The 24,991-nt window shown below is 70.0% G+C and carries 25 protein-coding genes and 5 pseudogenes; 8 read left to right on the top strand and 22 right to left on the bottom strand.

Going from position 1 to position 24,991, the window contains the following annotated elements; translation table 11 throughout:
• The first annotated feature begins 53 nt into the window (after positions 1-53).
• On the top strand, positions 54-629 hold the full coding sequence (locus tag ABTZ94_RS23140) for a DUF1697 domain-containing protein (RefSeq protein WP_351202954.1): 576 nt from the start codon (positions 54-56) through the stop codon (positions 627-629).
• Positions 626-1,018 (top strand): nuclear transport factor 2 family protein, encoded by a 393-nt coding sequence (locus ABTZ94_RS23135; RefSeq protein ID WP_351202953.1) that lies wholly within the window; start codon positions 626-628, stop codon positions 1,016-1,018. The genes ABTZ94_RS23140 and ABTZ94_RS23135 overlap by 4 nt, the downstream gene beginning before the upstream one ends.
• Here ABTZ94_RS23135 and ABTZ94_RS23130 read toward each other — a convergent pair.
• Both ABTZ94_RS23130 and ABTZ94_RS23125 read right to left on the bottom strand, forming a co-directional pair.
• Positions 993-1,257, bottom strand: a pseudogene (locus ABTZ94_RS23130) (ATP-binding cassette domain-containing protein); the annotation flags it as partial. The gene ABTZ94_RS23135 and the pseudogene ABTZ94_RS23130 overlap by 26 nt on opposite strands.
• A 73-nt stretch (positions 1,258-1,330) precedes the next feature.
• On the bottom strand, positions 1,331-2,200 hold the full coding sequence (locus ABTZ94_RS23125; protein WP_351202952.1) for an aldo/keto reductase: 870 nt from the start codon (positions 2,198-2,200) through the stop codon (positions 1,331-1,333).
• 60 nt (positions 2,201-2,260) lie between these two features.
• Here ABTZ94_RS23125 and ABTZ94_RS23120 point away from each other — a divergent pair, with 60 nt between their 5' ends.
• Positions 2,261-2,845, top strand: a complete 585-nt coding sequence (locus ABTZ94_RS23120) for a TIGR03086 family metal-binding protein (protein WP_351202951.1) — start codon at positions 2,261-2,263, stop codon at positions 2,843-2,845.
• A 68-nt stretch (positions 2,846-2,913) separates the two neighbouring features.
• Complete coding sequence (locus tag ABTZ94_RS23115; protein WP_351202950.1) at positions 2,914-3,546, top strand: mycothiol-dependent nitroreductase Rv2466c family protein; 633 nt, start codon at positions 2,914-2,916, stop codon at positions 3,544-3,546.
• Between the two features lie 41 nt (positions 3,547-3,587).
• On the opposite strand, the gene ABTZ94_RS23110 is transcribed toward ABTZ94_RS23115, so the two are convergent.
• From ABTZ94_RS23110 to ABTZ94_RS23045, 14 genes are all read right to left on the bottom strand, one after another.
• The gene (locus tag ABTZ94_RS23110; protein ID WP_351202949.1) at positions 3,588-4,352 is read right to left on the bottom strand and encodes a sirohydrochlorin chelatase; all 765 of its coding nucleotides are present in this window, start codon (positions 4,350-4,352) and stop codon (positions 3,588-3,590) included.
• An 8-nt stretch (positions 4,353-4,360) separates the two neighbouring features.
• Entirely contained in the window at positions 4,361-5,239 is an 879-nt protein-coding gene (locus ABTZ94_RS23105; protein ID WP_351202948.1) for an ABC transporter permease, read from the bottom strand.
• Positions 5,226-6,014, bottom strand: a complete 789-nt coding sequence (locus ABTZ94_RS23100; protein WP_351202947.1) for an ABC transporter ATP-binding protein — start codon at positions 6,012-6,014, stop codon at positions 5,226-5,228. Before ABTZ94_RS23100 ends, ABTZ94_RS23105 begins: the two co-directional genes overlap by 14 nt.
• 43 nt (positions 6,015-6,057) lie before the next feature.
• Positions 6,058-7,173 carry an aliphatic sulfonate ABC transporter substrate-binding protein gene (locus ABTZ94_RS23095; RefSeq protein WP_351202946.1) on the bottom strand — a complete coding sequence of 372 codons (1,116 nt, stop codon included), beginning with the start codon at positions 7,171-7,173 and terminating at the stop codon, positions 6,058-6,060.
• Between the two features lie 244 nt (positions 7,174-7,417).
• Positions 7,418-8,767, bottom strand: coding sequence for a sulfate adenylyltransferase subunit 1 (locus tag ABTZ94_RS23090; protein ID WP_351202945.1), 1,350 nt, complete (start codon positions 8,765-8,767; stop codon positions 7,418-7,420).
• 1 nt (position 8,768) lies between these two features.
• Complete coding sequence (gene cysD / locus ABTZ94_RS23085) at positions 8,769-9,704, bottom strand: sulfate adenylyltransferase subunit CysD (RefSeq protein WP_351202944.1); 936 nt, start codon at positions 9,702-9,704, stop codon at positions 8,769-8,771.
• Positions 9,701-10,270 carry an adenylyl-sulfate kinase gene (gene cysC, locus ABTZ94_RS23080; RefSeq protein WP_351202943.1) on the bottom strand — a complete coding sequence of 190 codons (570 nt, stop codon included), beginning with the start codon at positions 10,268-10,270 and terminating at the stop codon, positions 9,701-9,703. The genes cysD and cysC overlap by 4 nt, the downstream gene beginning before the upstream one ends.
• The gene (locus ABTZ94_RS23075) at positions 10,270-10,983 is read right to left on the bottom strand and encodes a phosphoadenylyl-sulfate reductase (protein ID WP_351202942.1); all 714 of its coding nucleotides are present in this window, start codon (positions 10,981-10,983) and stop codon (positions 10,270-10,272) included. Before ABTZ94_RS23075 ends, cysC begins: the two co-directional genes overlap by 1 nt.
• Positions 10,980-11,159, bottom strand: a complete 180-nt coding sequence (locus ABTZ94_RS23070; RefSeq protein WP_351202941.1) for a hypothetical protein — start codon at positions 11,157-11,159, stop codon at positions 10,980-10,982. Before ABTZ94_RS23070 ends, ABTZ94_RS23075 begins: the two co-directional genes overlap by 4 nt.
• Complete coding sequence (locus ABTZ94_RS23065; RefSeq protein ID WP_351202940.1) at positions 11,156-12,853, bottom strand: nitrite/sulfite reductase; 1,698 nt, start codon at positions 12,851-12,853, stop codon at positions 11,156-11,158. The genes ABTZ94_RS23070 and ABTZ94_RS23065 overlap by 4 nt, the downstream gene beginning before the upstream one ends.
• 116 nt (positions 12,854-12,969) lie before the next feature.
• Complete coding sequence (locus ABTZ94_RS23060; RefSeq protein WP_317864749.1) at positions 12,970-13,053, bottom strand: putative leader peptide; 84 nt, start codon at positions 13,051-13,053, stop codon at positions 12,970-12,972.
• Positions 13,054-13,223: 170 nt separating this feature from the next.
• Positions 13,224-13,817, bottom strand: coding sequence for a GNAT family N-acetyltransferase (locus tag ABTZ94_RS23055; protein WP_351202939.1), 594 nt, complete (start codon positions 13,815-13,817; stop codon positions 13,224-13,226).
• A 90-nt stretch (positions 13,818-13,907) separates the two neighbouring features.
• On the bottom strand, positions 13,908-15,194 hold the full coding sequence (locus ABTZ94_RS23050; protein WP_351202938.1) for a helix-turn-helix domain-containing protein: 1,287 nt from the start codon (positions 15,192-15,194) through the stop codon (positions 13,908-13,910).
• Positions 15,195-15,476: 282 nt separating this feature from the next.
• The gene (locus ABTZ94_RS23045; RefSeq protein WP_351202937.1) at positions 15,477-17,114 is read right to left on the bottom strand and encodes an acyl-CoA dehydrogenase family protein; all 1,638 of its coding nucleotides are present in this window, start codon (positions 17,112-17,114) and stop codon (positions 15,477-15,479) included.
• A gap of 17 nt (positions 17,115-17,131) precedes the next feature.
• Here ABTZ94_RS23045 and ABTZ94_RS23040 point away from each other — a divergent pair, with 17 nt between their 5' ends.
• Together ABTZ94_RS23040 and ABTZ94_RS23035 are read left to right on the top strand one after the other, a co-directional pair.
• Positions 17,132-18,289, top strand: coding sequence for a YihY/virulence factor BrkB family protein (locus ABTZ94_RS23040; protein WP_351202936.1), 1,158 nt, complete (start codon positions 17,132-17,134; stop codon positions 18,287-18,289).
• An 83-nt stretch (positions 18,290-18,372) separates the two neighbouring features.
• A pseudogene (locus ABTZ94_RS23035) lies at positions 18,373-19,155 on the top strand (DUF6597 domain-containing transcriptional factor).
• On the opposite strand, the gene ABTZ94_RS23030 reads toward ABTZ94_RS23035, so the two are convergent.
• The 4 genes and pseudogenes from ABTZ94_RS23030 to ABTZ94_RS23015 all read right to left on the bottom strand — a co-directional run.
• Positions 19,095-19,487 (bottom strand): VOC family protein, encoded by a 393-nt coding sequence (locus ABTZ94_RS23030; protein ID WP_351202935.1) that lies wholly within the window; start codon positions 19,485-19,487, stop codon positions 19,095-19,097. The pseudogene ABTZ94_RS23035 and the gene ABTZ94_RS23030 overlap by 61 nt on opposite strands.
• Positions 19,488-19,644: 157 nt before the next feature.
• Complete coding sequence (locus tag ABTZ94_RS23025) at positions 19,645-21,204, bottom strand: 3-hydroxyacyl-CoA dehydrogenase (protein ID WP_351202934.1); 1,560 nt, start codon at positions 21,202-21,204, stop codon at positions 19,645-19,647.
• A gap of 40 nt (positions 21,205-21,244) precedes the next feature.
• Positions 21,245-21,649: pseudogene (locus tag ABTZ94_RS23020) on the bottom strand (CoA-transferase); the annotation flags it as partial.
• A pseudogene (locus tag ABTZ94_RS23015) lies at positions 21,643-21,882 on the bottom strand (CoA-transferase); the annotation flags it as partial. The pseudogenes ABTZ94_RS23015 and ABTZ94_RS23020, both read right to left, overlap by 7 nt.
• Positions 21,883-22,070: 188 nt before the next feature.
• Between ABTZ94_RS23015 and ABTZ94_RS23010 the strand changes: the two are divergent.
• Together ABTZ94_RS23010 and ABTZ94_RS23005 are read left to right on the top strand one after the other, a co-directional pair.
• Positions 22,071-23,003, top strand: a complete 933-nt coding sequence (locus tag ABTZ94_RS23010) for a LysR family transcriptional regulator (RefSeq protein WP_351202933.1) — start codon at positions 22,071-22,073, stop codon at positions 23,001-23,003.
• A 103-nt stretch (positions 23,004-23,106) separates the two neighbouring features.
• Positions 23,107-24,336: an acetyl-CoA C-acetyltransferase gene (locus ABTZ94_RS23005; RefSeq protein ID WP_351202932.1), complete on the top strand. Its 1,230-nt coding sequence runs from the start codon at positions 23,107-23,109 to the stop codon at positions 24,334-24,336.
• Between the two features lie 56 nt (positions 24,337-24,392).
• Here ABTZ94_RS23005 and ABTZ94_RS37945 read toward each other — a convergent pair.
• A pseudogene (locus tag ABTZ94_RS37945) lies at positions 24,393-24,689 on the bottom strand (dihydrodipicolinate synthase family protein); the annotation flags it as partial.
• Between the two features lie 7 nt (positions 24,690-24,696).
• On the bottom strand, positions 24,697-24,960 hold the full coding sequence (locus tag ABTZ94_RS22995) for a hypothetical protein (protein WP_351202931.1): 264 nt from the start codon (positions 24,958-24,960) through the stop codon (positions 24,697-24,699).
• Between the last annotated feature and the right edge of the window lie 31 nt (positions 24,961-24,991).

Here is a 24,991-nt window from a genome sequence, read left to right as displayed (position 1 = left end):
CCCACGGGGCGCGGCGGCCGCTCCGTGCGGAGAGACCGTCCTATGGTGTGCCCATGACGATGTACGCAGCACTGTTGCGCGGGATCAATGTGAGCGGCCACAAGAGGGTCCCGATGGCCGAACTCCGCACGCTGCTCACCGAACTGGGACACGGCGACGTCCGCACCCATCTGCAGAGCGGCAACGCCGTCTTCAGCAGCGCGTCGGACGACGAGAACGCACTCGCCGCCGAACTGGAGCAGGCGATCGAGAAGCAGTTCGGCTTCCCGGTCCCCTGCCTGGTCCGGGACAGTGCCTACCTTGCGGCAGTTGCTGCGGCCTGCCCGTTCCCGTCCGCCGAACTCGAAGGCAAGCAATTGCACATCACCTACTACGGGCAGCCGGTCGACGCCGACCGCTTCGCCGGGATCGACCCGGCGGCCTTCCTCCCCGAGGAGTTCCGGCTCGGCGACCGCGCGCTCTACCTCTACGCCCCCGACGGACTGGGCCGTTCCAAACTCGCCGAGGTACTGTCCCGGCCCGCCCTCACCAAGGGCATCACGGCCACCTCGCGCAACTGGAACACCGTGGTCAAGCTGCTGGAGATGACCGCGCCGACCGGCACCGCACACGACGGAGCCCGCACGTGAGCGAACCGCCCCCCGGCGTGGCCGCGGCGGTGGAGGGCGAGCTCCGCCTCCTCGACCCGGTGGTACGCGCCTCCGCCGTACTCCTCTCCCAGGTGCTGCACCCCGAGTACCGCGAGATCGACTCCACAGGCCGGGTCTGGGACCGTGACACGATGATCGCCTCGCTCACCGCCGAGAACGCCCCCCGCCCCGGCCCGCTCACCGCGTCCCGGATGCACGGAGTCCAGCTGGACGACGAATTCGTCCACCTCACCTACGACACCGAGACGAAGGGGCACCTCGCCCACCGCAGTTCGCTGTGGCGACTGAACGGCGCGGGCTGGGCGCTCTACTTCCACCAGGCCACGCCGTTCAGCGACGCCGCGAGCGCAGCGGATGGCGCGGATTGACATGCCCGAGCAGCGAACGCAGCTCCCGCAGATCGACCCGCCCCAGGGTGCGCCCCAGCACCTCGACCGAGCCCCCTGGTGGGGTGGTTGACCACGCCGAGCAGTCCCAGCAGCGTGCTCTTTCCGGCCCTGTTGGCACCGAGCAGGGCCCAGTGCTCACCGCCGCGTACGGTCAGGGAGACCGAGTCGAGCAGGACATTGCCCTCCCGTACGAGCGAGACCCCCTCGGCCCGGATCACCGGGACGGCGGCGGGGGAACCGGAAGCACCGGCCGGGGCGGGAACAGAGGCGGTGGTACGTGCGGGTACTCCTTCATGCGGGTGCGAGCGCCTCCAGGCAGCTCATGTCCTCGGCGGACAGCCGGATCTCCCGCGCCCCCAGGTTCTCCGTCAGATGGACGGGCGAACCGGTGCCCGGAGTCGGGCACAGCGCAGGGGAGCGGTGCAGCAGCCAGGCGAGGGCGATCTGCCCGCGGGTGGCACCGTGCCGATCGGCGACACCGGCGAGCGCTGCGGCTGCCTCGCCGGTCAGAGCACCGTTGGCCAGTGGGAACCAGGGCAGAAAAGCCAGGCGGTGGGCCTCGCACACCTTCAGTACCGCGTCCGACGAACGGTCGAGGAGATTGAAGCGGTTCTGCACCGAGGCGATCCCGGTCAGAGAGAGAGCCTGCTCCAGCTGGTCGGCGGTGAGGGTGTCCAGACCGATGTACCGGATCTTACCCTCCTGCCTCAGCGTATCCAGGGTGCCCAGCTGGTCGGCCATGGGTACGTCCGGGGCCAGCCGGTGCAGCTGGTAGAGGTCGATCCGGTCGGTCCGCAGCCGCCGCAGACTGGCCTCGCACATTGCCCGCAACTGCTCGGGACGGCCCGCGACGTGCCAGGCACTGTCGCTTGTGCGCACCACACCACCCTTGGTCGCGATCACCAGATCCTCGCGATACGGGTGGAGTGCCTCGGCCACCAGCTCCTCGGCCAGCCCCGGGCCGTAGTTGTCGGCGGTGTCGATGAGCGTGACACCCCGCTCGACGGCTGCCCGCAGTACGGCCACGGCATCCTGCCGCTCCCCACGCGGCCCCCAGTATCCGGGTCCGGTCAGCTGGGCGGTGCCGTAGCCGAGACGGCGAACAGGCAGCTCGCCGCCGAGCAGGAACACATCGTCGAGAGCGTGTGACGTGGAAGACATAACGGGAACACTAAGGGCTGTCCCGCCAGGGATTACGGGACAGCCCTTAGCGTGGGGGGTATGAAGAACGAGCACGCTCATATGACCGAATGCGCTGCCGAGGCGGCCCGTATCGCCCGCTCCATCAGCACCGAACAGCTCGACGTACCCACCACACCCTGCGGCGACTGGGACCTGCGCGGGCTCGTCAACCACTGGGTGCTCTACACCTCCTACGGCCTGGAACACCGCGCCCTGCGCAAGGATCTCCCCGACGAGCTCACCACCCGCGACTTCACCGCCGACGCCGACTGGGCGCAGAAGTACGCGGCGCAGCTGGACCGCGCCGTCGCCGCCTGGTCGGACCCGGCGGTCTGGGAGGGAGAGATCGATCTCGGGGGTTCGACCTGCCCGGCCTCCGAGATCGCCGCGATGCTCATCGAGGAGACGGTCCTGCACACCTGGGACGTGGCCCGCGCCATCGGCGAGGAGCTCCGGCTCTCCGACGAGGCGGCCGCCTACGTCCTCGACGTCGTGGACGGCAACGCCGCGCTCTACCGGCAGTACAGTGGTTTCGCCGACGAGGTGACGGTGCCCGCATCGGCTTCCGTGCTGGAACGGGCACTGGCCCGCAGCGGACGCGACCCGCACTGGACCGGGGTCTGAAAGTGGCCCGGTCGAGTGGCTCGTGAATGGCCCAGGCCAGTACGCCAATGCCTGGCTAGGCTCGACGCATGACAACTCACCGCACCCAGGAGACGGGCAGGACCGCCGTCGATTTCTACTTCGACCCGGCCTGCCCGTTCGCCTGGATCACCTCCCGCTGGATGCTGGAGGTGGAACGGCAGCGCGACATCGAGCTCCGCTTCCACGTCATGAGCCTCTATCTGCACAACATCGGCAATGAACTCCCCGACTGGTACCGGGAACTGGTCGACAAGTCGATCGGCCCGGTGCGGGTCGCGGTCGCGGCAGCCGCCGACCACGGTGATGCAGTGCTCCGCGATCTCTACACCGCGTTGGGCAGCCGCATCCACCAGCAGAAGAACGAGGATTTCGACGAGGTGATCGCCCAGTCCCTCGCCCAGCTCGGTCTGCCCGCCGCGCTGAGTGCTGCCGCGCACTCGGAGACGTACGACCAGGCACTGCGGCGCAGCCACGACGCCGGCAAGGACCCGGAGGCGGACGCCTACGTCGGTACACCCACGATCCATGTCGACGGCTCGGTCTGGTTCGGGCCGGTCCTGCGGGCCGTGCCGCGTGGCGAGGAGGCGGCGCGGCTCTTCGACAGCTTCCGGGTACTTGCCGGGAATCCGGACTTCTTCGAACTCAAGCGGACCCGCACAGGCAGCCTGGACGTGGGCTGATGAACGCCGACCTCTACGCGCCGACCTCTACGCGCCGACCTCTACGCGCTGAGCGACGCCGGCCGTGCGAGCGGGACGCGGGCCTCGTCGTACCGGGTCAGCAGCAGCCGCGCCAACTCCGGTGACGCGCCCAGGACATCGGCCAGCACGTCCGCCCCCGCCGCACCTGCGGCGATACGGTCCGGGAGCCGGCCGGGTGCGATGACATAAGGGGCCACCGCCACCCGCCGTACACCCTCGGCCCGCAGGGCCTGTACCGCGTCCTCGGTGCGGGGGAACCCGGCGGGAGATGCGACGGAGGCGACCGCAGGCCGCACGGCGCACCAACCGGTGTGCCGCAGCTCCCGCGCGATTTCAGCGATCACCGCGATCGCCTCCGGGTCTGTGGAGCCTGCCGAGGCCAGGACCAGCCCGGTCGAGCCGCGGTCACCGGGACGGACCCCGGCTTCGTACAGCCGCCGCTCCAGTGCCGAATTCAGCAGGGGCGACGGTCCGAGCACCTCAGCCTGCCGGATGCGCAGCCGGGGCAGTCCGGTCCGGGCCTCGTGCAGGACCGTGGGGATGTCGGACTTGGCGTGGAAGGCCCGGGTGAGCAGCAGGGGGAGCGCGATGACCTCCTCCGCATCCTGTGCCGCCAGCCGCTCCAGCACCCGCGGTACCGAAGGTGCGTTGAAGTCCAGGAAACCGGTCTCCACACACAGCCCCGGCCGCAGCGCCCGTACCCGCGCGGTGAGCGCGTGCACGGTCGCCGCGTGCCGTGGGTCGCGGCTGCCGTGGGCGATGACGAGGAGGACCGGGGCGGACATGGCGTGGCTCAGTTCTTGACGAGGAGGCCGCGGCTGCGCAGCACCCACCGCTCCAGCGGACTGAAGACCAGCAGGTCGATCGCGACGCCGACGAACAGAATCAGGATGATGGCGAGGAAGATGCCGGGCATGTCCGCGTTGTTGCGGCCGTTCTCCAGCAACTGACCGAGCCCCAGGCCGAGATCGGGGGAGGACGCGATGATCTCGGCGGCCATCAGCGAGCGCCAGGAGAACGCCCAGCCCTGCTTGAGACCGGCCAGATAGCCGGGCAACGCGGCCGGCAGCACGATGTGCCAGGTCCCGCGCAGCCCGGTCGCGCCGAGCGTACGGCCCGCCCTGAGGAACAGCGGCGGAACCTGGTCGACGCCGGAGACCAGCCCGTTGGCGACCGAGGGGACGGCGCCCAGCAGGATCACGGCGTACATCATCTTGTCGTTCAGCCCGAGCCAGATCACGGCCGGCGCCACCCAGGCGACCGACGGCAGGGACTGCAGCCCGGACAGGATCGGGCCGATCGCGGCCCGTACGAACTTCACCCGGGCGACCAGCAGACCCAGCGGCGTACCGATGGCCACGGCCATCAGGAAGCCGAGCAGACCGCGCGAGATGCTGGTCCAGACGACCTCCAGGAGTGTCCCCTGCAGCCACATGTCGGCCGCGCTGTTCCACACCGCGGCCGGTGAGGGCAGCTTGTAGTCGTCGGTGACCTGGGCCTCGACGAGCAGCTGCCAGACGGTGATCACCAGCGCCACCGCGAGGACCGGGGGCAGCACCTTGCTGAGCAGCACCTCGCGCACGGGGGTGCGGCGCACCTGCACGGCGTCCAGCGCGTCGAGCCCGGCTTCCAGACCGGCCAGGTCGTCGGGCTTCGTGTCAGTGCCGGCCATGACGGCGGATCTCCCCACGCAGTTGTTCGGTGATCTCGACAGACAGCTCCGCGACTGCGGCGTCCTCGATACGGCGCGGCTGCTCCATGTCGACCGTCCACTCGCGGGCGATCCGGCCGGGGCGGGACGACAGCAGGACGACCCGCTCGGCGAGCCGCACCGCTTCGCGCACATTGTGTGTGACGAAGAGGACCGAGACGTTCGTCTCGCGCCAGATCCGGGTCAGCTCGTCGTGCAGCACATCCCGGGTGATGGCGTCGAGAGCGGCGAACGGCTCGTCCATCAGCAGCAGTCGACTGTCCTGGGCGAGGGCCCGGGCCATTGCCACCCGCTGCCGCATACCGCCCGAGAGCTCATGCACACGCTTCCCGTACGCCCCGCCCAGCCGCACGAGTTCCAGCAGCCGCTCCGCCTCCGTGCGGCGCTGCGACTTGGGTACGCCACGCAGCCGCAGCGCGAGTTCGATGTTCTTGCCCGCGGTCAGCCACGGGAACAGGGCGTGCTCCTGGAACATCAGGGCCGGCCGCCCGCCGGGGGTCTCGATGGACCCCGCGGTCGGCCGGTCGAGTCCGGCCACCAGATTGAGCAGCGTCGACTTACCGCACCCGGAGGCCCCCAGAAGGGTGACGAACTCGCCCGGTGCGACATCGAGCGTGATGTCGTCCAGGACGAGTTGCTGCCCCTTTGGTCCGCCGAAGTACTTGGAGACATGTGCGATACGGGCGGCGCGCCCGACCGCTGTACGGTCCTCGGCCTCGGTGAGGGTGGTCGCCATGGTCGTCACCTCCTGGGAATCCTGGGTACGGGCTCGGGCGGTCTTACTTGACGCCGAGACCGGCGTCGGCGACCTCGGGCTTGCCCGCGGCCTTCAGGACCTTGTTCAGCGGCTTCAGGTCGTAGATGCCCGCCAGGTCCGGCTTCTCCAGCAGACCGGCCTTCACCGCGTGCTCGGCCTGTGCGTCGAGCGTGGCGGCCAGCGGGTCATCGGTGATCTGGATCGACTTCCACGCCGGGTCGATGACGCCGGCGGGCAGCGCCTTGCCGGTCAGTTTCTCGAGCGCGGCGTTGGCGGAGGCCTTCGCCTTGTCCGGGTTGGCGTTGATCCAGGCGTTGGTCTTCACCGAGCCGCGCAGCACCGCCTCCACGACGTCCGGGTGCTCACTCAGGAACTTCTGCGACACGATGATGTTCGTGATCACGAACTTGTTGTCCGGCCACAGCGTCGACTCGTCGAGCAGTTCCTCCGCACCCTCGGCGACCAGCTTGGACGCCGTGGGCTCGGGGGCCCAGGCGCCGTCGATGGAACCGGACTTGTAGGCGTCCGGGGTCACCTTGTTGTCCGTACGGACCACGGAGACCTCGCCCTTGCCGCTCTGGGCGTCGACCTTCCAGCCCTTCTCGGAGATCCAGTTGAGGAAGGCCACATCTTGCGTGTTGCCGAGCTGCGGAGTGGCGATCTTCTTGCCCTTGAGGTCGTCCAGGGTCTTGATCTTCTTCGGGTCGACGACCAGCTTCACCCCGCCGGATGCCGAACCGCCGATGATCCGCAGGCTCTTTCCCCTGGACTTGGTGAAGCCGTTGATGGAGGGCGACGGGCCGATGAAGCCGATGTCGATCGATTTGGCGTTGAGCGCCTCGATCTCGGAGGGGCCGGCGTTGAACTGCGAGGTCTTCAGCCGGGTGCCGCCCAGTTCCTTCTGGAAGATCCCCTTCTGGTCGCCGACCAGCGCCGTGGCGTGTGTGAGATTGGGGAAGTAGCCGATCCGCACGGTGTCCGTGGAGAGTTTCTTCGCGTCGGCGGCGACGTCCGGCTTCTTGGGGCCGTCGCCCTTCGCCTCGGAGCCGTAGCCGCAGGCGGTGAGTGCGACGGCGAGCAGCGGCAGGGCGGTGGCAGCTACGAGGCTGCGGCGGAGCGTGGCACGGGGGGCAGGCACGGGAGGTGTTCCTCTCGTCGGCCCGGTGCTCGCATCCCTCGGAAATTACGGGGACGCGGCCGGGAAGTCGGCAGATCTTCGTCTGAACTGGCGGTGCAGGCGGTGCGGTTGGTGCAAGCGGGCGCGCAGGCAGTGCGCGTACGTCATCGCGCACATCGCGCGACCCCGCCCTGGCCGCTGCCGAGGGCGCCGCTGCCGACGCGGCCGCCCTCCTTCGCGAACGTGGTGTAGATGTCGATACTCATCAGAAGTCCCATTCGGCGTCTTCGCCGGCCGCTGCCGCGGCCTCGGGCTCGGCCGCGGCGGCGAACGAGGCACCGGCCATGCCGGCCGTGAGCGTGGTGCCGTCCGCCGGGTCGATCAGGAGGAAGGAACCGGTACGCCGGGAGTCCGCGTACGCGTCGAGCGCCAGGGGTTCGGCGGTGCGGACGACGACCCGGCCGATGTCGTTGGCGACGAGCCGGCCGGGTGCCGGGTACTGGGAGAGGTCGTCCAGTGCGAGGCGCGAGGGGATGTCCTTGACGATCGCCTTGACCGTGCGGGTGGTGTGCTTGAGCAGCACCCGCCGGCCCACGGTGAGCGGCTGGTCGGCGACATGGCAGACGGTCGCCTCTACGTCCCTCGTGACCGCCGGTGCGTCGTCGGCCGGTGCGATCAGGTCGCCGCGCGAGATGTCGATGTCGTCGGCCAGCCGGATCGTCACCGACTGGGGTGCCCAGGCGATGTCCACGTTCTCGCCGAGCGCGTCGATCGCGGTGACCGTCGACGTGTGCCCCGAGGGCAGGATGGTGACGGCCTCGCCGACACGGAAGGAACCGGCCGCGATCTGGCCCGCGTAGCCCCGGTAGTCCGGGTGCTCGGCCGTCTGCGGCCGTATGACGTACTGGACGGGGAAGCGGGCGTGGCAGGCGGTGAGGTCATGGCTGACCGGCACCGTCTCCAGGTGCTCCAGGACGGTGGGGCCGCCGTACCAGTCCATGTGGGCGGACGGCTCCACCACGTTGTCGCCGGCCAGCGCGGAGATCGGGATCGCGGTGATCTCCGGTACACCGAGCGAGGCGGCGTACGCCGTGAACTCCTCGGCGATGGCGGCGAAGACCGGCTCCGCGTAGTCGACCAGGTCCATCTTGTTGACGGCCAGCACCACGTGCGGCACCCGCAGCAGCGCGGCGACCGCGGCATGGCGGCGGGTCTGCTCGACGACACCGTTGCGGGCGTCGACCAGGACGACCGCCAGCTCGGCCGTCGAGGCGCCCGTCACCATGTTCCGGGTGTACTGCACATGCCCCGGGGTGTCGGCCAGGATGAACCGGCGCCGTGGCGTCGCGAAGTAGCGGTAGGCGACATCGATGGTGATGCCCTGCTCGCGCTCGGCCCGCAGCCCGTCGGTCAGCAGCGCCAGGTCGGGCGCCTCCTGGCCCCGGCTGCGCGAGGCGTGCGCAACGGCCTCCAGCTGGTCGGTGAGGACCGACTTGGAGTCGTGCAGAAGACGTCCCACGAGGGTGGACTTGCCGTCGTCGACGGACCCCGCGGTGGCGAACCGCAGCAGGGTGGTGGTCGACAACTGCTCTGCGTGCTGGGTGGGTGTGGTCATCTTAGAAGTACCCCTCGCGCTTACGGTCTTCCATCGCGGCCTCGGACATCTTGTCGTCGGCACGCGTCGCGCCCCTCTCGGTGAGCCGGGAAGCGGCGATCTCGCTGATCACGGCGTCCAGCGTCGTCGCATCCGAGTCGACGGCGCCGGTGCACGACATGTCGCCGACCGTGCGGTAGCGCACCTGCCGGGTCTCGACCTGCTCGCCCTCCTTGGGGCCGCCCCAGTCGCCCGCGGTCAGCCACATGCCGGAGCGGTTGAAGACCTCGCGGTCATGGGCGAAGTAGATCTCCGGAAGCTCGATGCCCTCACGGGCGATGTACTGCCAGACGTCCAGCTCGGTCCAGTTGGAGATCGGGAAGACCCGGACGTGCTCACCGGGGGCGTGCCGGCCGTTGTACAGCTGCCACAGCTCGGGGCGCTGGCGGCGGGGATCCCACTGGGAGAACTCGTCGCGCAACGAGAAGACCCGCTCCTTGGCGCGCGCCTTCTCCTCGTCACGGCGCCCCCCGCCGAACACGGCGTCGAAGCGGTACTGCTGGATCGCCTCGGTCAGCGGTACGGTCTGCAGCGGGTTACGGGTGCCGTCCGGGCGCTCGCGGACCTTCCCGGCGTCGATGTACTCCTGTACGGAGGCGACATGGAGCCGCAGCCCGTGCCGGGCCACCGCCCGGTCGCGGTACTCCAGCACCTCGGGGAAGTTGTGACCGGTGTCCACGTGCAGCAGCGTGAACGGCACCGGCGCGGGGGTGAACGCCTTGAGCGCCAGATGCAGCATCACGATGGAGTCCTTGCCGCCGGAGAACAGGATCACCGGCCGCTCGAACTCGCCCGCCACCTCGCGGAAGATGTGTACGGCCTCGGACTCCAGGGAGTCCAGGTGGCTGAGTGCGTACGGATTGTCGGTGCCTTCCGACACAGTCGCGACGGTCGTCACGCTGCACCCCTCTCGCTCAGCAGCGCATACAGCTCCGCCGCGGACTCCTGCACGGTCTGCCGGTGCGACTCGATCCGCAGATCCGGCGACTCGGGCGCCTCGTACGGGTCGTCGACCCCGGTGAGCCCGCTGATCTCGCCGGCCGCCTGCTTGGCGTAGAGGCCCTTCACATCGCGTACGGAGCACACCTCGACCGGAGTCGCGACATGCACCTCCAGATACGCGGTGCCCTCGGCCTGGTGCCGCTCGCGTACCGCGTCCCGGCTGTCCGCGTACGGGGCGATGACCGGGACCAGCACCTTCACACCGTTGGCCGCCAGCAGTTCGGCGACGAAGCCGATCCGCTGGACGTTGGTGTGGCGGTCCTCGCGGGAGAAGCCGAGACCCGCGGAGAGGAACTCCCGGATCTCGTCGCCGTCGAGCACCTCCACGCGGTGGCCCTCGCCGCGCAGCCGCCCGGCGAGTTCGTACGCGAGGGTGGTCTTGCCCGCGCTCGGCAGACCGGTCAGCCAGATGGTGGCTCCCGTCTCCGTCACGCTCATCGAAGTCTCCTGATCAGTCGTCATCAGCCGTGCAGCCCGCACTCGGTCTTGCCCCGCCCGGCCCAGCGACCGGCGCGTGCGTCCTCGCCCTCCAGCACCCGGCGGGTGCAGGGAGCGCAGCCCACGGAGGTGTATCCGTCCATCAGCAGCGGGTTGGTGAGGACGCCGTGCTCCGCCACATACGCATCGACGTCGTCCTGCGTCCAGCGGGCGATCGGCGAGATCTTCACCTTCTGCCGCTTCTCGTCCCAGCCGACGACCGGGGTGTTCGCCCGGTTGGGGGACTCGTCGCGGCGCAGCCCGGTCGCCCAGGCAGCGTACGAAGTCAGGCCTTCCTCAAGGGGCTTGACCTTCCGCAGCTTGCAGCACAGGTCGGGGTCGCGGTCATGCAGCTTCGGACCGTACTCGGCGTCCTGTTCGGCAACGGACTGGCGCGGGGTCAGCGTGATGACGTCGACGTCCATCACGGCCTCGACCGCGTCACGGGTGCCGATCGTCTCGGGGAAGTGGTAACCGGTGTCGAGGAAGACCACGTCCAAACCCGGAAAGGCGCGCGAGGCGAGGTGCGCCACGACCGCGTCCGCCATGGACGAGGTGACGCAGAACTTCCTGCCGAAGGTGTCGGCGGCCCACTGGAGGATCTCCGGCGCGGAGGCGTCCTCCAGCTCCCGGCCGGCGCGTCCGGCCAGCTCCTTCAGTTCCTCCGCCGTGCGTTCTCCTTGCAGATCGTCCGTCATATCCCGTCCCGTTCAACGTCGTTGCGCTGCAGTCCCCGGCTCAGAAGGCCAAGGAACTTCAGCTGGAACGCGCGGTTGCAGGAAGCACATTCCCAGGCTCCGTGCCCGGTCTCGTGCGGGCGCAGGTCCTCGTCGCCGCAGTACGGGCAGTGGAACGGAGCGGCGCGCTCGCTCATGACAGCGACTCCGCACTGGCCCTCGCCGCCCAGGTCGCGAACCGCTCGCTGTCCTCACGCTCCTCCTGGAACCGGCTCAGCACCCGCTCGACATAGTCCGGCAGCTCGGCCGAAGTGACCTTCAGACCACGGACCTTGCGGCCGAAGCCGGCCTCCAGCCCCAGCGCGCCGCCCAGGTGCACCTGATAGCCCTCGACCTGATTGCCGTCGGCGTCCAGGACGAGCTGGCCCTTGAGACCGATGTCCGCGGTCTGGATGCGGGCGCAGGCGTTGGGGCAGCCGTTGATGTTGATGGTGAGCGGCTCGCCGAAGTCCGGCAGGCGGCGCTCCAGTTCGTCGATCAGCGAGGCGCCGCGCGCCTTCGTCTCGACGATCGCCAGCTTGCAGAACTCGATGCCGGTGCAGGCCATCGTGCCGCGCCGGAACGGCGACGGCTTCACCTGGAAGTCGAGCGCCTCCAGTCCGGCGACCAGGGAGTCCACCTGGTCCTGCTCGACGTCGAGGATCAGCATCTTCTGCTCGACGGTGGTGCGCAGCCGGTCCGAGCCGTGTGCCGCGGCGAGGTCGGCGATCTTGGCCAGGGCGGAGCCGTCCACGCGGCCGACCCTGGGTGCGAAACCGATGTAGAAACGACCATCCTGCTGCTGGTGCACACCCACGTGGTCGCGCCAGCGGCTGCTGGGCTGCTCGGGTGCGGGCCCGTCGATCAGAGGACGCTTCACGTACTCGTCCTCCAGCACCTGACGGAACTTCGCCGGGCCCCAATCGGCCATCAGGAACTTCAGGCGGGCGCGGGTGCGCAGCCGCCGGTACCCGTAGTCACGGAAGATGCCGACGACTGCGGCCCATACGTCCGGAACCTCGTCGAGCGGCACCCAGACGCCCAGCCGCTCGGCGAGCCGCGGGTTGGTCGAGAGTCCGCCACCGACCCAGACGTCGAAACCCGGACCGTGCTCGGGGTGGACCACGCCGACGAACGCGATGTCGTTGATCTCGTGCACCACGTCCTGCACCGGCGAGCCGGAGATCGCGGTCTTGAACTTGCGCGGCAGGTTGGAGAATTCCTTGTTGCCGATGTAGCGGTCGTGGATCTCGTCGACCGCCGGGGTTCCGTCGATGATCTCGTCGGCGGCGATGCCCGCCACGGGGGAGCCGATGATCACGCGGGGGCAGTCGCCGCACGCCTCGGTGGTGGAAAGTCCGACGGCCTCCAGCTTCTCCCAGATCGCCGGTACGTCCTCGATCCGGATCCAGTGGTACTGGACGTTCTGCCGGTCGGTGAGGTCCGCGGTGCCGCGTGCGTACTCCTGCGAGATCTCACCGATGACCCGCAACTGCTCGGTGGTCAGCCGGCCACCGTCGATCCGGACCCGCAGCATGAAGTACTTGTCGTCCAGCTCCTCCGGCTCCAGGATCGCGGTCTTGCCGCCGTCGATCCCGGGCTTGCGCTGGGTGTAGAGACCCCACCAGCGCATGCGCCCCCGGAGGTCGTTGGGGTCGATTGAGTCGAATCCGCGCTTGGAGTAGATCGTCTCAATGCGTGTCCGCACATTGAGACCGTCGTCGTCCTTCTTGAACTGCTCATTGCCGTTGAGTGGAGTGTGGTGCCCCACGGCCCACTGGCCTTCGCCACGGTGGCGTCCGGCCTTGCGGCGGGGCGTGGTGGTCGCATGCTGTTCCGGGGTAGCGGCCATGACAGTACGTCCTTCGGACTGCAGGAGGGCGGCTCTGAACTGCACACTCGCGCTGAGGCGTGGCGGTGCGCAGGGCTTGCAGAGGAAAAGGGGGGATCGCGGCGGTGCTGGGAACCTCAGCTCGCCGGACAGATGGCGCTGGACACGCGGCCGAGGTCGACATGGCGTCGACTCACCAAGGCAATTCCAGTTCCAGGCATGACGGAAGCGTGTCACGCACATCTCGGACCAGTCCACCACTATCCATGATATGGACGAGACTGTCCCGTCATGCGAGACGGGGTCGTTCCCGTCACTCGCGCCGCCCGGGCCGGGTCATCCGTAATGGCCGCAATCTCCCGACCTGTCGCCGGGAGTCGCTGTCCGCGCGCTACCGCGCAGCCCCCGGCCACGGCCCCGGCGTCGCCACCTCGGGCTCCAGCTCCACCTTCGTGTCGAAGAGCTTGAAGCCGCGCCGCAGATAGTTCTCCAAGGCGTGCGGGCCGTCCTTGGAGCAGGTGTGCAGCCACACCCGCTTCGTCGGTGTCCGCTCCGGCCAGCGTTCCGCCAGATCCCAGGCGCGGGCGACGCCGTGCGAGAGCAGGTGGCCGCCTATCCGGCGCCCCCGGAAGGCCGGGATCAGCCCGAAGTACATGATCTCGACCATGCCCTCGTCCTGCGGGTCCAGCTCGATGTATCCGGCCGGGGTGCCGTTCTCGTACGCCACCCAGGTCTCCGCCCCGGGCCGGTTCAGGGCCTCCTGCCACTGCGCATACGTCATCGCGAGCCGGTCCGTCCACTGGATGTCGCCGCCGACCGCCGTGTACAGGAACCGGCTGAACTCGGGCAGCGGGACCTCGGACCGCACGATCCGCACGTCGCCCTCCGGGACCGCGGCGGGGCGCAGATCGTCGGGGGAGGTCTGTTCCAGGGACCAGATGGTCACCTCGGCGGTGGTGGCAGCGGTGCGCGCGGGGTTGCTCATGACTGCCAGGGAACCATGCCGCGAGGCCGGTGCCCAAGCCGGTCCCGCGGCTCGGACAGCGGGCCCTCCACGAGCGGCGAAAGAGCGGCCCTATGCGGCCGTACGCGCCCTGACCACCACCGGAGCCGTCGAGCGCGGCAGCAGATCGGCCGGATGATCCGGTTGGATCACCTCCACCTCCACCCCCTCGCCGAAGCGGTACGGGCGGTGTGCGAGCACCTCCGCGAGATGGCGGCGAATCCGCGAGACCTCCGCACGCACCGTCACCGTCCGGGTCGCGTCGCCGAAGATGTCCTGTGCCAGCTCGGATGCTGTACGCCCCTCGCGGTGCAGTGCCAGTGCGTACAGCAGCTCCGCATGGCGCGGCGAGAGCCGCTGCGTCCAGGTGCCCACCGCACTCACCACATTGACCGTGAGCCCGCGCGGCCGGCTCAGGTCCAGCACCACCCGGCGGGGCACCCCGTCCGAAGGTCCGTCCGTGACCTGCACCAGCCAACCACCGGGCAGCGGCTCGACCTGGCACATACCGAGCGACGGCAGCCACACCCGGCCCGGCTGCAGCGACTTGGGCAGCGGCAGCCGGTCGACCGGCGGCATCCCGGTCACCGCGGCGAGCCAGCCGTGGGCGTCCACCGCGAGGGCCCGGCCGCCCATCCGGCACAGCAGAGGCGACGCCACCGAACGCAGCCGGTCGATCGCTTGCAGATGCCTGTTCCTGATCTCGCTCTCGGCCAGCCTGGCGACCGAACCGACCAGGGCGAGCATCGTCGGATGGAACGTGGAAGCGGCACCGCTCATGTCGACGACGCCCATCATCCGGCCGTCCCGCGGATCACGGACCGGGGCCGCCGCACACGTCCAGTTGTGCAGACTGCGTACGAAGTGCTCCGACGCATGGACCTGGACCGGTGCGCGCGAGACGAGCGCCGTACCGATCGCGTTCGTCCCCGTGCTCACCTCCGTCCAGGCCGCGCCCTCCGCCAGACAGACGGTGTCCGCCCGACGCAGCACCCCCGGGTTGCCCTGGCGCCACAGCACCCGGCCCTCCGCATCGGTGACCACCATGATCTGCTGGGCGGCGTCGGCGAGGAGGAGCAGACGCTCGCTCAGCAGTGGCATCACCTCGCCCAGCGTCGAAGTCCGCCGCCGGCGCTCGATCTCGTTCATCTGCAGGAGCGCACTCTCGGTGGACTGATCCGGGTCGAGGCCGCTGCGCAGCACCCGGTCCCACGAGGCGCCGATCTCGGCCCGCGGGACGACGGGTGAACGATCGCCCGCGAGCCTGGCCTCCCTGGCCCGGTGGACCCCGCGGGTGGCCCGGACGGACTGCGGGGCAGCCGATCGTGTCACCCCGGCAGCGCCTGTCTCCACTCTCATTCCCCCCAGATGCCGGAGCCGGCTCAACGGCCCGGCGGGCCCATCCTGCCCGCTGCGAAGGGACCGATACCGCGCACTCCGCACAATGGTTGCAACCCTTTGCAACCCTTTGCAACCCTGGCGATGGGGTGCGCATCCGTACGAGAGTGACGGAACACCGTACGGCGGAGCCTGTGGCCCGCTGACCGGTATGCACAGCATGGAGGGTGGTGCCGTGTCGGCGCAGCACCACCCTCCGTTGCTGTACTTCTCCGGCCAGGGCCTGTCTTTCGAAACACGCCCCTAACGCTCGACGGGCCGCGCCCGTTCCACGACCGATGCCAGATCGAGGCTGTGCGGCAGCGTCCCGAATGCCGTGCCCCAGTCCCCTCCCAGCCGTGATGCACAGAACGCGTCGGCGACCTCCGGCGGTGCCCAGCGCACCAGCAGCGAACCTTGCAGCACCAGAGCCATCCGCTCGACCAGCCGACGGGCCCGTGCCTCGATCCCGTTCAGATCGGCGAGCTCCGTCAGCATGTCCTTGATCGCCCCGTCCAGCCGGTGATCGGCGCCGCGCGCCCTGCCGACCTCCTGGAGGAACGCGTTCAGCGCCAGCGGCTCGCGCTGCAGCGCCCGCAGCACATCCAGTGCCTGTACGTTCCCCGAGCCCTCCCAGATCGAGTTGAGCGGCGCTTCGCGCAGCAGCCGTGGCATCCCGGACTCCTCGACGTAACCGTTGCCGCCGAGACACTCCAGCGCCTCACCCACCATCGGCGTGCACCGCTTCGTCACCCAGTACTTCGCCGTCGGCACCGCGATCCGCAGGAAGGCCCGCTCGCTCTCCGTATCGGCGTCGTACGCCGCCGCCAGCCGAAGCGCCAGCACTGTCGCGGCCTCCGACTCCAGCGCCAGATCGGCCAGCACATTGCGCATCAGCGGCTTCTCGATCAGCACCCCGCCGAACGCGCTGCGGTACGTACAGTGGTGGATCGCCTGCGCCACCGCCTGCCGCATCAGCGCCGCCGAACCGACCAAACAGTCCAGCCGGGTCGCCGCCACCATCTCGATGATGGTGCGCACCCCGCGGCCCTCGTCGCCGACCCGGCGCGCCCACGTCCCGTCGAACTCGACCTCGCTCGACGCATTGGACCGGTTGCCCAGTTTGTCTTTCAGCCGCTGGATCGCGAACATGTTGCGCGTGCCGTCGGGCAGCACCCGGGGCAGCAGAAAACACGTCAGGCCTGCGGGCGCCTGCGCCAGCACCAGGAAGCCGTCGGACATCGGTGCCGAACAGAACCACTTGTGCCCGGTGAGCAGATACTCGCCCTGAGCCGCCAGCGGCTCGGCCCGCGTCGTATTGGACCGCACGTCCGTGCCGCCCTGCTTCTCCGTCATGCCCATGCCGAAGAGCGCACCGGGCTTCTGCGCCACGGGCCGCAGCCCCTGCTCGTACACCGTCGAGGTCAGCAGCGGCTCCCAGACGGCGGCCAGCGCCGGATCGGTCCGCAGCGCGGGCACCGCCGCGTGCGTCATCGACAGCGGGCAGCCGTGCCCCGCCTCGGCCTGCGTCCACACCAGGAACCCGGCTGCCCGCCGCACGTGACCGCCTGGCCTGCCCCAGGCGTCGGTCAGACCCGCGGAGACCGCATGACCCAGCAGCCGGTGCCAGGCCGGGTGGAACTCCACCTCGTCGATGCGATTTCCGTACCGGTCGTGGGAACGCAGCACCGGCGGATTCTCGTTCGCCTGCGCCCCCCACGCCTGCACCTGCGCGGAGCCCGCGGATCTGCCCAGCTCGCCGAGCTCGCCCCGGGCCTCGGCGAAAAGCTCGGGCGGCATGTGACGTTGCACCGCCTCGGTGAGCGCGAGGTCGGCGGCGAATACGTCGTAGCCGACCAGCGGCGGTACCTGGTTGGACACTGTGTGGGTGGTGGCTGCCATGCCGATACGGTAAGGACGTGCAGGCAGCAAATGAAACACCCGAGCGGCCACCGGGTCGGCTCGACCGGGCCCGAGTCCTCTACCGCAACGTATCGAAGCGGCAGATGGTCTGGCAGTTGCTCAAGGACACCATCAACTCGTGCATGGAGTACCGCATCCTGGGACTCGCCGCCGAGGCGGCGTTCTTCACCCTGCTGTCCCTGCCTCCGCTGCTCCTCGGCCTGATCGGGCTGCTCGGTTACGTCGACGAGTGGACCAGCACCACCACGGTCGCCTCCATCGAGCGCAACATCCTCAATGCCGCGCAGACGGTGCTCAGCCAGCGGGGTGTGAACGACTTCGCCAAACCGCTCCTGGCGGACGTCTCCACCGGCGCCCGGCCCGATGTCATCTCGATCGGCTTCGCCATCGCGCTCTGGTCCGGCTCGCGCGCGGTCAATGTCTTCATCGACACCATCACGGTGATGTACGGCCTCGACGGCCAGCGCGGCATCGTCAAGACGCGACTGCTCGCCTTCCTGCTGTACGTCGTCGCGCTGCTGCTCGGTGCCGTCGTGCTGCCGCTGCTCGTGGTCGGCCCCGACCGGGTCGTGGAGTTCATTCCGTGGGGCACCGAGGTCATCAGCATTCTGTACTGGCCGCTGGTGATTCTGCTGTCGATCGCGTTCCTGACGACGCTCTACCACGTGTCCGTACCGGTCCGTTCGCCGTGGATCGAGGACGTGCCGGGTGCGCTGGTGGCGCTCGCGATGTGGGTGCTCGGCAGCTTCCTGCTGCGGATCTACCTCACCAGTACGGTCGAGGGGCCCACGATCTACGGCTCGTTGGCGGCCCCGATCGCCGTCCTGCTCTGGATCGGTATCTCCGCGTTCGCGGTGCTGGTCGGAGCGGCGGTCAATGCCGCGATCGACCGGGTGTGGCCCTCGCTGGCGACGGCCGCGGCACGTGCGGCCAATGACCGGGTACGGGCGGCCCAGGCCGCGGAGTTCGTCGCGCGGACGCAGGCGGAGAACGAGGGCGGGGACTGGGACGAAGGCGACGGTGACAGTCCCTATATGCCGTCCGAGTTCCCGGAGCGCTGGTCGAGGTTCCTGCCGCCCGACGATGTGAAGTCCAGGCTGCAGCCGAGCCGCGACAAGGAGTCGGACAAGTCGAACCACCCGTCCCACGACTGAGGACGTCTGCTGCCCGGCGGGTACGGCCGGTGTGACGCCCCCGGCAAGCTGATTCCGTTCGCCTGCGGGAATAGCGTGAGGGTATGGGTGACAGGTACGAGGAGTGGGCGTCGCGGTTCGACGGTGCGACCGTGTGGACACTGAGTGTTTCGGGCGGATCGGTCCACCCGGTGCTGCCCGACGGCTGCATGGACCTGCTCTGGATCGGCGGACGGCTGCTCGTCGCGGGCCCCGACACCCATGCCGAGACGTCGGCCGCCGGGACCGGTGGGCAGTACACCGGCATCCGCTTCGCGCCCGGCACGGCCCCCGCGCTCCTCGGAGTACCGGCGCACGAACTGCGCGACCGCCGGGTCGACCTTGCGGATCTGTGGCCGGGCGCGCTGGTCCGCGTACTCAACGAGCGCGTCGCCGAAGCCCCCGACCCCGCCGCCGCGCTGGAGACGATTGCCGTGCGGCGGGCTGCCGACACCGCACCGCCGGACCCTGTGATGCGGTCCGTCGCCGCACAGCTCGGCGCCGGGCGGTCCGTCGCGGACACCGCGCAGGCCATTGGCCTCGGCGCCCGGCAGTTGCACCGCCGCTCACTCGCGGCCTTCGGTTACGGGCCCAAGATGCTCGCCCGGGTCCTGCGGCTGCAGCGCGCGCTCACCCTCGCCCGGTCCGGAACGCCCTACGCCGAGGCGGCGGTCGAGGCGGGCTGCACCGACCAGGCCCATCTCGCACGGGAGATGCGCGACCTGGCCGGGACCACCCTGACCGCCTACTTCACGCCCGCGTGACGGGGCCGGGCAGCCACCCGGTCTCAGCCGTTGCCCGCGAACAACGACACCGCGCAGCCGTCCGGGTCGAGGACCGTCGCGTAGCGCTGCCCCCACACCGCGTCCCACGGCTTCAGATGTCCCCGGTACCCGGCGCCGGTCAGCTCGGCGTACACCGCGTCCACCTCCGCCGGGCTGTCGCAGAGGAAGGCGAGTCCGAGACGTTCCCCGCCGCGCGGCGCGGTCCATTCCGGGTCGAACGAGCGGATTACGTCCTCGGTGTCCCACAGCAGGCGCTGCCCGCCCGGGAGTGTCACTTCGACATGAGGTGCGGATTCCGCATCGGCGGGGATGTCGAGGCCGAGCCGGCGGTAGAAGGCGAGCGATGCGGCCAGATCCGCGGTGATGATGCCGATCGCGTCCATTCGTGGAGTCATGTTCCGACCGTAGGCCGTGCCCTGCCACGGGTCTTGTACGAAACGGACGTGGGCTGTGATCCGACGTGGGCTGTGATCTTCGGACATCGCCCAGGACGCGGACCGTGTACGGCAGGACCTGCCGGGACTGCGGCCCCCGGCAGGTCCCGCCCCGCCGTCACGACGACGCGGGACAGGCCGTGCAGTCGGCAGGTGACGTCCCCGGGTCCGTCAGCGCCAGACCGAGCTGGGCGCGTTCGGTGATCCAGCGGCTCGGGCGGTGGCGCGGGTCGCCCGTCGTGCGGTGCAGCGCCCGGTGCAGCTCCAGCATCCGTTCGGCGCCGACCCGGTCGCCCCAGGCCAGCGGGCCGACGGGGTAGCCGAGTCCGGCCGTGACGGCCAGGTCGATATCGGCGGGGGTGGCGATGGAGCGCTCCGCGATCGATGCGGCGACCGAGACGATCGAGGCGAGCAGGCGCTGAGCGACCGAGCCGGCCGTGTCCCGTACCACCGAGACCGCGTAGGGCTCGTCGCCGTCCGCCGCCCGGGCCAACACCGCGCGGGCGTCGCGCGCTGCGGCCGGGTCCGCCGCCGGGGTCACGGCCAGCACCCGGCGCCGGCCGGCCGGAGGCAGGGGGTCCACGCCGAAGGTGCGCCCCGCGGGCAGCCGGTGTGCGGGCAGCGCGGAGGCCACCGTGACGCCCCAGACCGGAACCAGTACGAGGGCGTCGGCGGACGGCTCCGTGCCCGTCTCGACGACGGCGCCCGCAGCGGTCAGGGCCTGCCGCAGCGCGGCCGCGTCCCGGTCCTGAGGTGCGGCGCCGTGGACGTACACCGGGCGGTCCGCGTCGCCCGTGACCGGCGGTTCCGGGGCGGGGCCGGGCGCCTCGGGGCCGTAGTCGAACCAGCCTCGCCCGGTCTTACGGCCGTGGAGCCCGGCGGCCACCCGGTTCGGGGTGAGGTAGGAGGGGCGGAGCCGGTCCGCGTACCGGAAGCCCTGCCAGATCGAGTCGATCACCGCGGCCGTCACATCCAGACCGGTGAGATCCATCAGCTCGAACGGGCCCATCCGCAGGCCGAGCACATCACGGGCGATCCGGTCGATGTCCGCCGGTTCGGCGACCGTCTCCTCCAGCAGTGCGAGGGCTTCGGTCACCAGGCCGCGACCGGCGTGATTGACCAGGAAGCCGGGGGTGTCGGCGACCGTGACGGCACGGTGCCCGCAACCCTCGACAAACGCGGTGAGGGCCGGCGGGATCTCCGGGCGGGTGGCCGCGCCCGGCACGATCTCGACGATCTTCATCAGCGGTACCGGGTTGAAGAAGTGCAGCCCGGCCAGGCGCGTCGGGTCCTTCAGCGCCGCGGCGATCCGGGTGACCGACAGGGACGAGGTGTTGGTCGCGAAGACGGCCGTCGCGGGCAGCGCCTGCTCCAGCCGGCCGAAGACCTCCGTCTTGGTGCCGAGGTCCTCCCGCACGGCCTCGATGACCAGCTCCACGTCCGGGCCCTCCCCCCAGGGGTCGTCCAGCGGGATCAGCCGCTCCACGGCGGCGGCGGAGTCCTCGGCGGACATACGGCCTTTCTGTACGGCCCGTTCGAGCATGGACCGTACGAAGTCCACGGCGGCCGTCACCGCTTCCGTACGTACGTCGCACAACTCGACGGTGTGTCCGGCGGTCGCCGCCCACTGGGCGATGCCGCGGCCCATGGCCCCGGCGCCGACGATCCTGATACGCATGGCAGTTGCGGTCCTCTCGGGGTGTGACATGTGATTCGTCTCAGCGAAGATAGACGCGGTCCGGGTCCATGTCCTCGCGCAGCAGCCGCAGTTCGGCCGTGGTCGGCGGCGGTACGGTCCCGACCGTGTCGGCGACCAGCAGGTCCCAGCCGGTGGCCGCCCGCACCTGATCGACGGTGACGCCCGGGTGTACGGCGAGCAGCCGCAGCTCCTCGCCGATGCCCGCACGGGCCAGGATGCCCAGTTCGGTGATGACCCGGGTGACACCGGCGCCCAGCGGCCGGATGCCTTTGGTCAGTGCCCGGTCGGGGCCGGAGGTGGTGCAGAAGTCGAGTGTCTCGGTGAAAGAACGCGGATTGTGGCGGCGCACCACGACGAAGGCCTCGCGGGAGTTGGCCATCACCTCGATGCCGCCGCCGGAACCGGGCAGCCGGACCGCTCGCCGAGTGATCCGGCGGAGGAATTGCCCACGAAGGAGGAGACCAGTCGCGAGACACAGCCCGCGGCGATCATCTGGTCCACCACGATGTCCGCGGTCATCCGGACGACGGTGAGGTCCCGGCGGTCCTGACGGATGATCTCGTGGCCCGCGGCGGTGGGGACGAGATGGGTGAAGCCTTCGAGGCAGACGGTGCCACCGTCGTGAACGAAGGCGGCGATCGCCGCCTTCATCGACATCGTCTTGTCTTTCCGGTCCGTCGTCGCCACGGTGTTCCTCCGGCTCTGCGTGCGCGCCCTGTGTATGCGCGTGGTCCCACCGTGTCAGCGACTATTGATTGCTGTCCAATATCAAATTACGGTCGCATCAAGACGCCTGATTAATGAATCCGGCCGGTGGGGACCGGCCGGTGACCGGAGGAGCGGGCATGGAACTGCGTCATCTGTCTGCATTCGTCGCTGTGGCCGAGGAACTGCACTTCGGGCGGGCCGCGAAGCGGCTGCAGATGGCCCAGCCGCCGCTGAGCCAGCAGATCCGGCAGCTGGAGAAAGAGCTGGGCGTCCAGCTCTTCGAACGCAACACCCGGTCGGTACGACTCACCAGCGCGGGGGACTCCTTCCTCCAGCCGGTACGGACCGTGCTTGACGACCTCGACACCGCGGTGCGGGCCGCGAAGTCGGCCGGCCGCGGTGAGTACGGCCGGGTCACCATCGGCTTCGCGGGCGCCTCCAGCCACGAGACGCTGCCGCTGCTCACCAGGGCCGTGCGCGCCGCTCACCCCGCCCTCGAACTGGTCATGAAGGGGCAGACGTACGCCAATGTCGCCCTCGACCGGGTCGCAGACGGCTCGCTCGACCTGGGGTTCGTCCGGCTGCCGGTGACCCGGCCGGGGGTGGCGTACCGGGTGATCGACGAGGAGGAGCTGGTGTGCGCCCTGCCCTCCGACCACCGGCTCGCCCGGCCGGAGAACGAAATCCCCATCGACGCCCTCGTCGAGGAGCCCTTCGTCTCCTTCCCCGCCGACACCGGCTCCACGGTGCGCGACGCGATGGTCGGGGCCTGCGAGGTCGCCGGGTTCAACCCACGTGTGGTGCAGGAGGCGCCCGACTCGTACACCATCCTGGCGCTGGTCGCCGCAGGCGTCGGCGTGACGCTCACCGTCACCTCCGTGCAGCACATCCAGCAGAACGGTCTCGTCTACCGGCGCCTGTCCGGACCGCCCATCCGGCTCCGGGCGGCGCTGGCCTGGCGGGCCGACAACCCCTCCGCCGCTCTGCGGGCGGTGCTCGCGGTGGCGGAGGAAGCTCTGCCCACCCCGACGGGTCCGGCCGGGGGCCGAACCAGCGCAAGCCGCCATTGAGACGCGCCACGTCTTGAACCAGGGTGAACTGGATATTGGACCGACTCAGTCGCCGGGTGCAAGGGTCGGCGGCACACGCCCCTCGCCACCGAAAGGTCACGCCGTGCCCGACCAGCAGCTCGATGTCGTCATCTGTGAACCGCTGCGCACCCCCATCGGCCGTTTCGGCGGAGTGTTCGCACAGCAGACGCCGGCCGCACTCGCCGCACGCGTCATCGCCGAGGTCGTCGCCCGTACCGGAGTCGACCCCGCCGCGGTCGACGAGGTGATCCTCGGACATGCCTACCCGTCCGCAGAGGCCCCCGCCATCGGCCGGGTCGCGGCCCTCGACGCCGGACTGCCCGAGACCGTCACCGGCGCCCAGATCGACCGCCGCTGCGGCTCCGGCCTCCAGGCCGTCCTCGACGCGGCGATGCAGATCCGGGCCGGCTTCAGCGAGGTCGTCATCGCGGGTGGCGTCGACGTGATGAGTGCCGCCCCGTACTACACGCACGAAGGCCGCTGGGGCATCAAGGGTCCCAGTCTCCAGCTCCACGACGCGCTGGCCCGCGGCAGGGTCACCGCCGGCGGCGTCAACCACCCCGTACCGGGCGGCATGATCGAGACCGCCGAGAACCTGCGTCGGGCGTACGGCATCAGCCGCGCCGACCAGGACGCCCTCGCCCTGCGCTCGCAGCAGCGTGCCGGGCGTGCCGTGATGGAGGGGCGGTATGACGCCGAGATCGTCCCCGTCACCGTACGGACCCGCAAGGGTGACACGGTCGTCACCGCCGACGAGCACCCCCGCCCCGACACCACCGCCGAACAGCTAGCCGCGCTACGCCCGGTCATGGCGAAGTCCGACCCCGAGGCGACCGTCACCGCGGGCAACGCCAGCGGTCAGAACGACGCGGCCGCAGCCTGCCTGGTGACCAGCGCGGCCACCGCCGAACGGCTCGGCCTCACCCCGCTGGTCCGGCTGGTCTCCTTCGCCCGCGCCGGGGTGCCCGCCGCGACCATGGGTATCGGCCCCGTCCCGGCCACCCGGGCCGCCCTCGACCGTGCCTCACTCACCCTCGCCGACCTCGACCTGATCGAGCTCAACGAGGCATTTGCCGCCCAAGTTCTCGCCTGTACAAGTGAGTTGGGCCTCAGCGACACCGATCACGAGCAGCGCATCAACGTCAACGGCTCCGGCGTCTCCCTCGGCCACCCGGTCGGCGCCACGGGCGCCCGGATCCTCGCCACACTGACCCGCGAGCTGCACCGCCGCGAGGCCCGGTACGGCCTGGAGGCCATGTGTATCGGCGGCGGACAGGGCCTCGCCGCGGTCTTCGAGCGCATCGGGTCCTGAGGCGCACAGCGTCTCCCTGCACCAGTAAGGCCGACCGGCACATGGGTGCGGCTGCATGCCTCGGTCGTAGGGGTGAAGGAGGTCGCGCGGGGCGGCGTGGAGATGACGCCGTCCGGCACCGGAACCCTGCGGTCGGCCATGCCGACCATGGTCTCCAGCGCAGTGCCGTGCTGTTCGTCGGTGAGGTATGCGACCTCACTGGTCGATCCGAGTGCGAACAGTCCGTGCACACCACCGGCGATGAGGTGCTCGACGAGCCGGGCGAGGGACGCGGTGCGTGCTGTAAACGCGGCAGGTCCGGTCGGACAGCATTGGCTGTCCGACCGGACCTGTTCGTCTCCCGGCTGACTGATTCGTGGATCAGCTCTGCGAGCGGCGGACCCGACGCATCAATACCGCGCCACCGAGCAGCAGCGCGGCGCTCGCGCCGACAGCCACGCCGAGGTCAGTGGCACCGGTGTGGGCCAGTTGCGAGCCGTTACTCAATGGCTCCGTGGAGGCCACCGGCACAGTGTTGGGCAGGGGCTCATCGACGGCGGGAGTGGTCACCGGGGGTGTGACTACGGGGGGTTCGACCACCGGGGGTGTGACTACGGGGGGTTCGACCACGGGAGGTTCGATCACGGGAGGTTAGATCAGTCGAGCTTCGAGAACG

Origin of the sequence: Streptomyces sp. NPDC002785 (assembly GCF_040295565.1) — a bacterium.
GTDB lineage: Bacteria > Actinomycetota > Actinomycetes > Streptomycetales > Streptomycetaceae > Streptomyces.
This window is presented reverse-complemented; position numbering and strand designations above follow the sequence as displayed.

Bases quoted from the DNA above. Each gene is read 5' to 3' on its own strand.
- ABTZ94_RS23010 (WP_351202933.1), top strand. From the start codon at position 22,071: ATGGAACTGCGTCATCTGTCTGCATTCGTCGCTGTGGCCGAGGAACTG.
- ABTZ94_RS23120 (WP_351202951.1), top strand. From the start codon at position 2,261: ATGAAGAACGAGCACGCTCATATGACCGAATGCGCTGCCGAGGCGGCC.
- ABTZ94_RS23105 (WP_351202948.1), bottom strand. From the start codon at position 5,239: ATGGCCGGCACTGACACGAAGCCCGACGACCTGGCCGGTCTGGAAGCC.
- ABTZ94_RS23075 (WP_351202942.1), bottom strand. From the start codon at position 10,983: ATGACGGACGATCTGCAAGGAGAACGCACGGCGGAGGAACTGAAGGAG.
- ABTZ94_RS23070 (WP_351202941.1), bottom strand. From the start codon at position 11,159: ATGAGCGAGCGCGCCGCTCCGTTCCACTGCCCGTACTGCGGCGACGAG.
- ABTZ94_RS23050 (WP_351202938.1), bottom strand. From the start codon at position 15,194: ATGAGAGTGGAGACAGGCGCTGCCGGGGTGACACGATCGGCTGCCCCG.
- ABTZ94_RS23125 (WP_351202952.1), bottom strand. From the start codon at position 2,200: ATGTCTTCCACGTCACACGCTCTCGACGATGTGTTCCTGCTCGGCGGC.
- cysC (WP_351202943.1), bottom strand. From the start codon at position 10,270: ATGACGACTGATCAGGAGACTTCGATGAGCGTGACGGAGACGGGAGCC.
- ABTZ94_RS23140 (WP_351202954.1), top strand. From the start codon at position 54: ATGACGATGTACGCAGCACTGTTGCGCGGGATCAATGTGAGCGGCCAC.
- ABTZ94_RS23025 (WP_351202934.1), bottom strand. From the start codon at position 21,204: ATGCGTATCAGGATCGTCGGCGCCGGGGCCATGGGCCGCGGCATCGCC.
- ABTZ94_RS23090 (WP_351202945.1), bottom strand. From the start codon at position 8,767: ATGACCACACCCACCCAGCACGCAGAGCAGTTGTCGACCACCACCCTG.
- ABTZ94_RS23100 (WP_351202947.1), bottom strand. From the start codon at position 6,014: ATGGCGACCACCCTCACCGAGGCCGAGGACCGTACAGCGGTCGGGCGC.
- ABTZ94_RS23045 (WP_351202937.1), bottom strand. From the start codon at position 17,114: ATGGCAGCCACCACCCACACAGTGTCCAACCAGGTACCGCCGCTGGTC.
- ABTZ94_RS23115 (WP_351202950.1), top strand. From the start codon at position 2,914: ATGACAACTCACCGCACCCAGGAGACGGGCAGGACCGCCGTCGATTTC.
- ABTZ94_RS23030 (WP_351202935.1), bottom strand. From the start codon at position 19,487: ATGACTCCACGAATGGACGCGATCGGCATCATCACCGCGGATCTGGCC.
- ABTZ94_RS23065 (WP_351202940.1), bottom strand. From the start codon at position 12,853: ATGGCCGCTACCCCGGAACAGCATGCGACCACCACGCCCCGCCGCAAG.
- ABTZ94_RS23055 (WP_351202939.1), bottom strand. From the start codon at position 13,817: ATGAGCAACCCCGCGCGCACCGCTGCCACCACCGCCGAGGTGACCATC.
- ABTZ94_RS23110 (WP_351202949.1), bottom strand. From the start codon at position 4,352: ATGTCCGCCCCGGTCCTCCTCGTCATCGCCCACGGCAGCCGCGACCCA.
- ABTZ94_RS23060 (WP_317864749.1), bottom strand. From the start codon at position 13,053: ATGCCTGGAACTGGAATTGCCTTGGTGAGTCGACGCCATGTCGACCTC.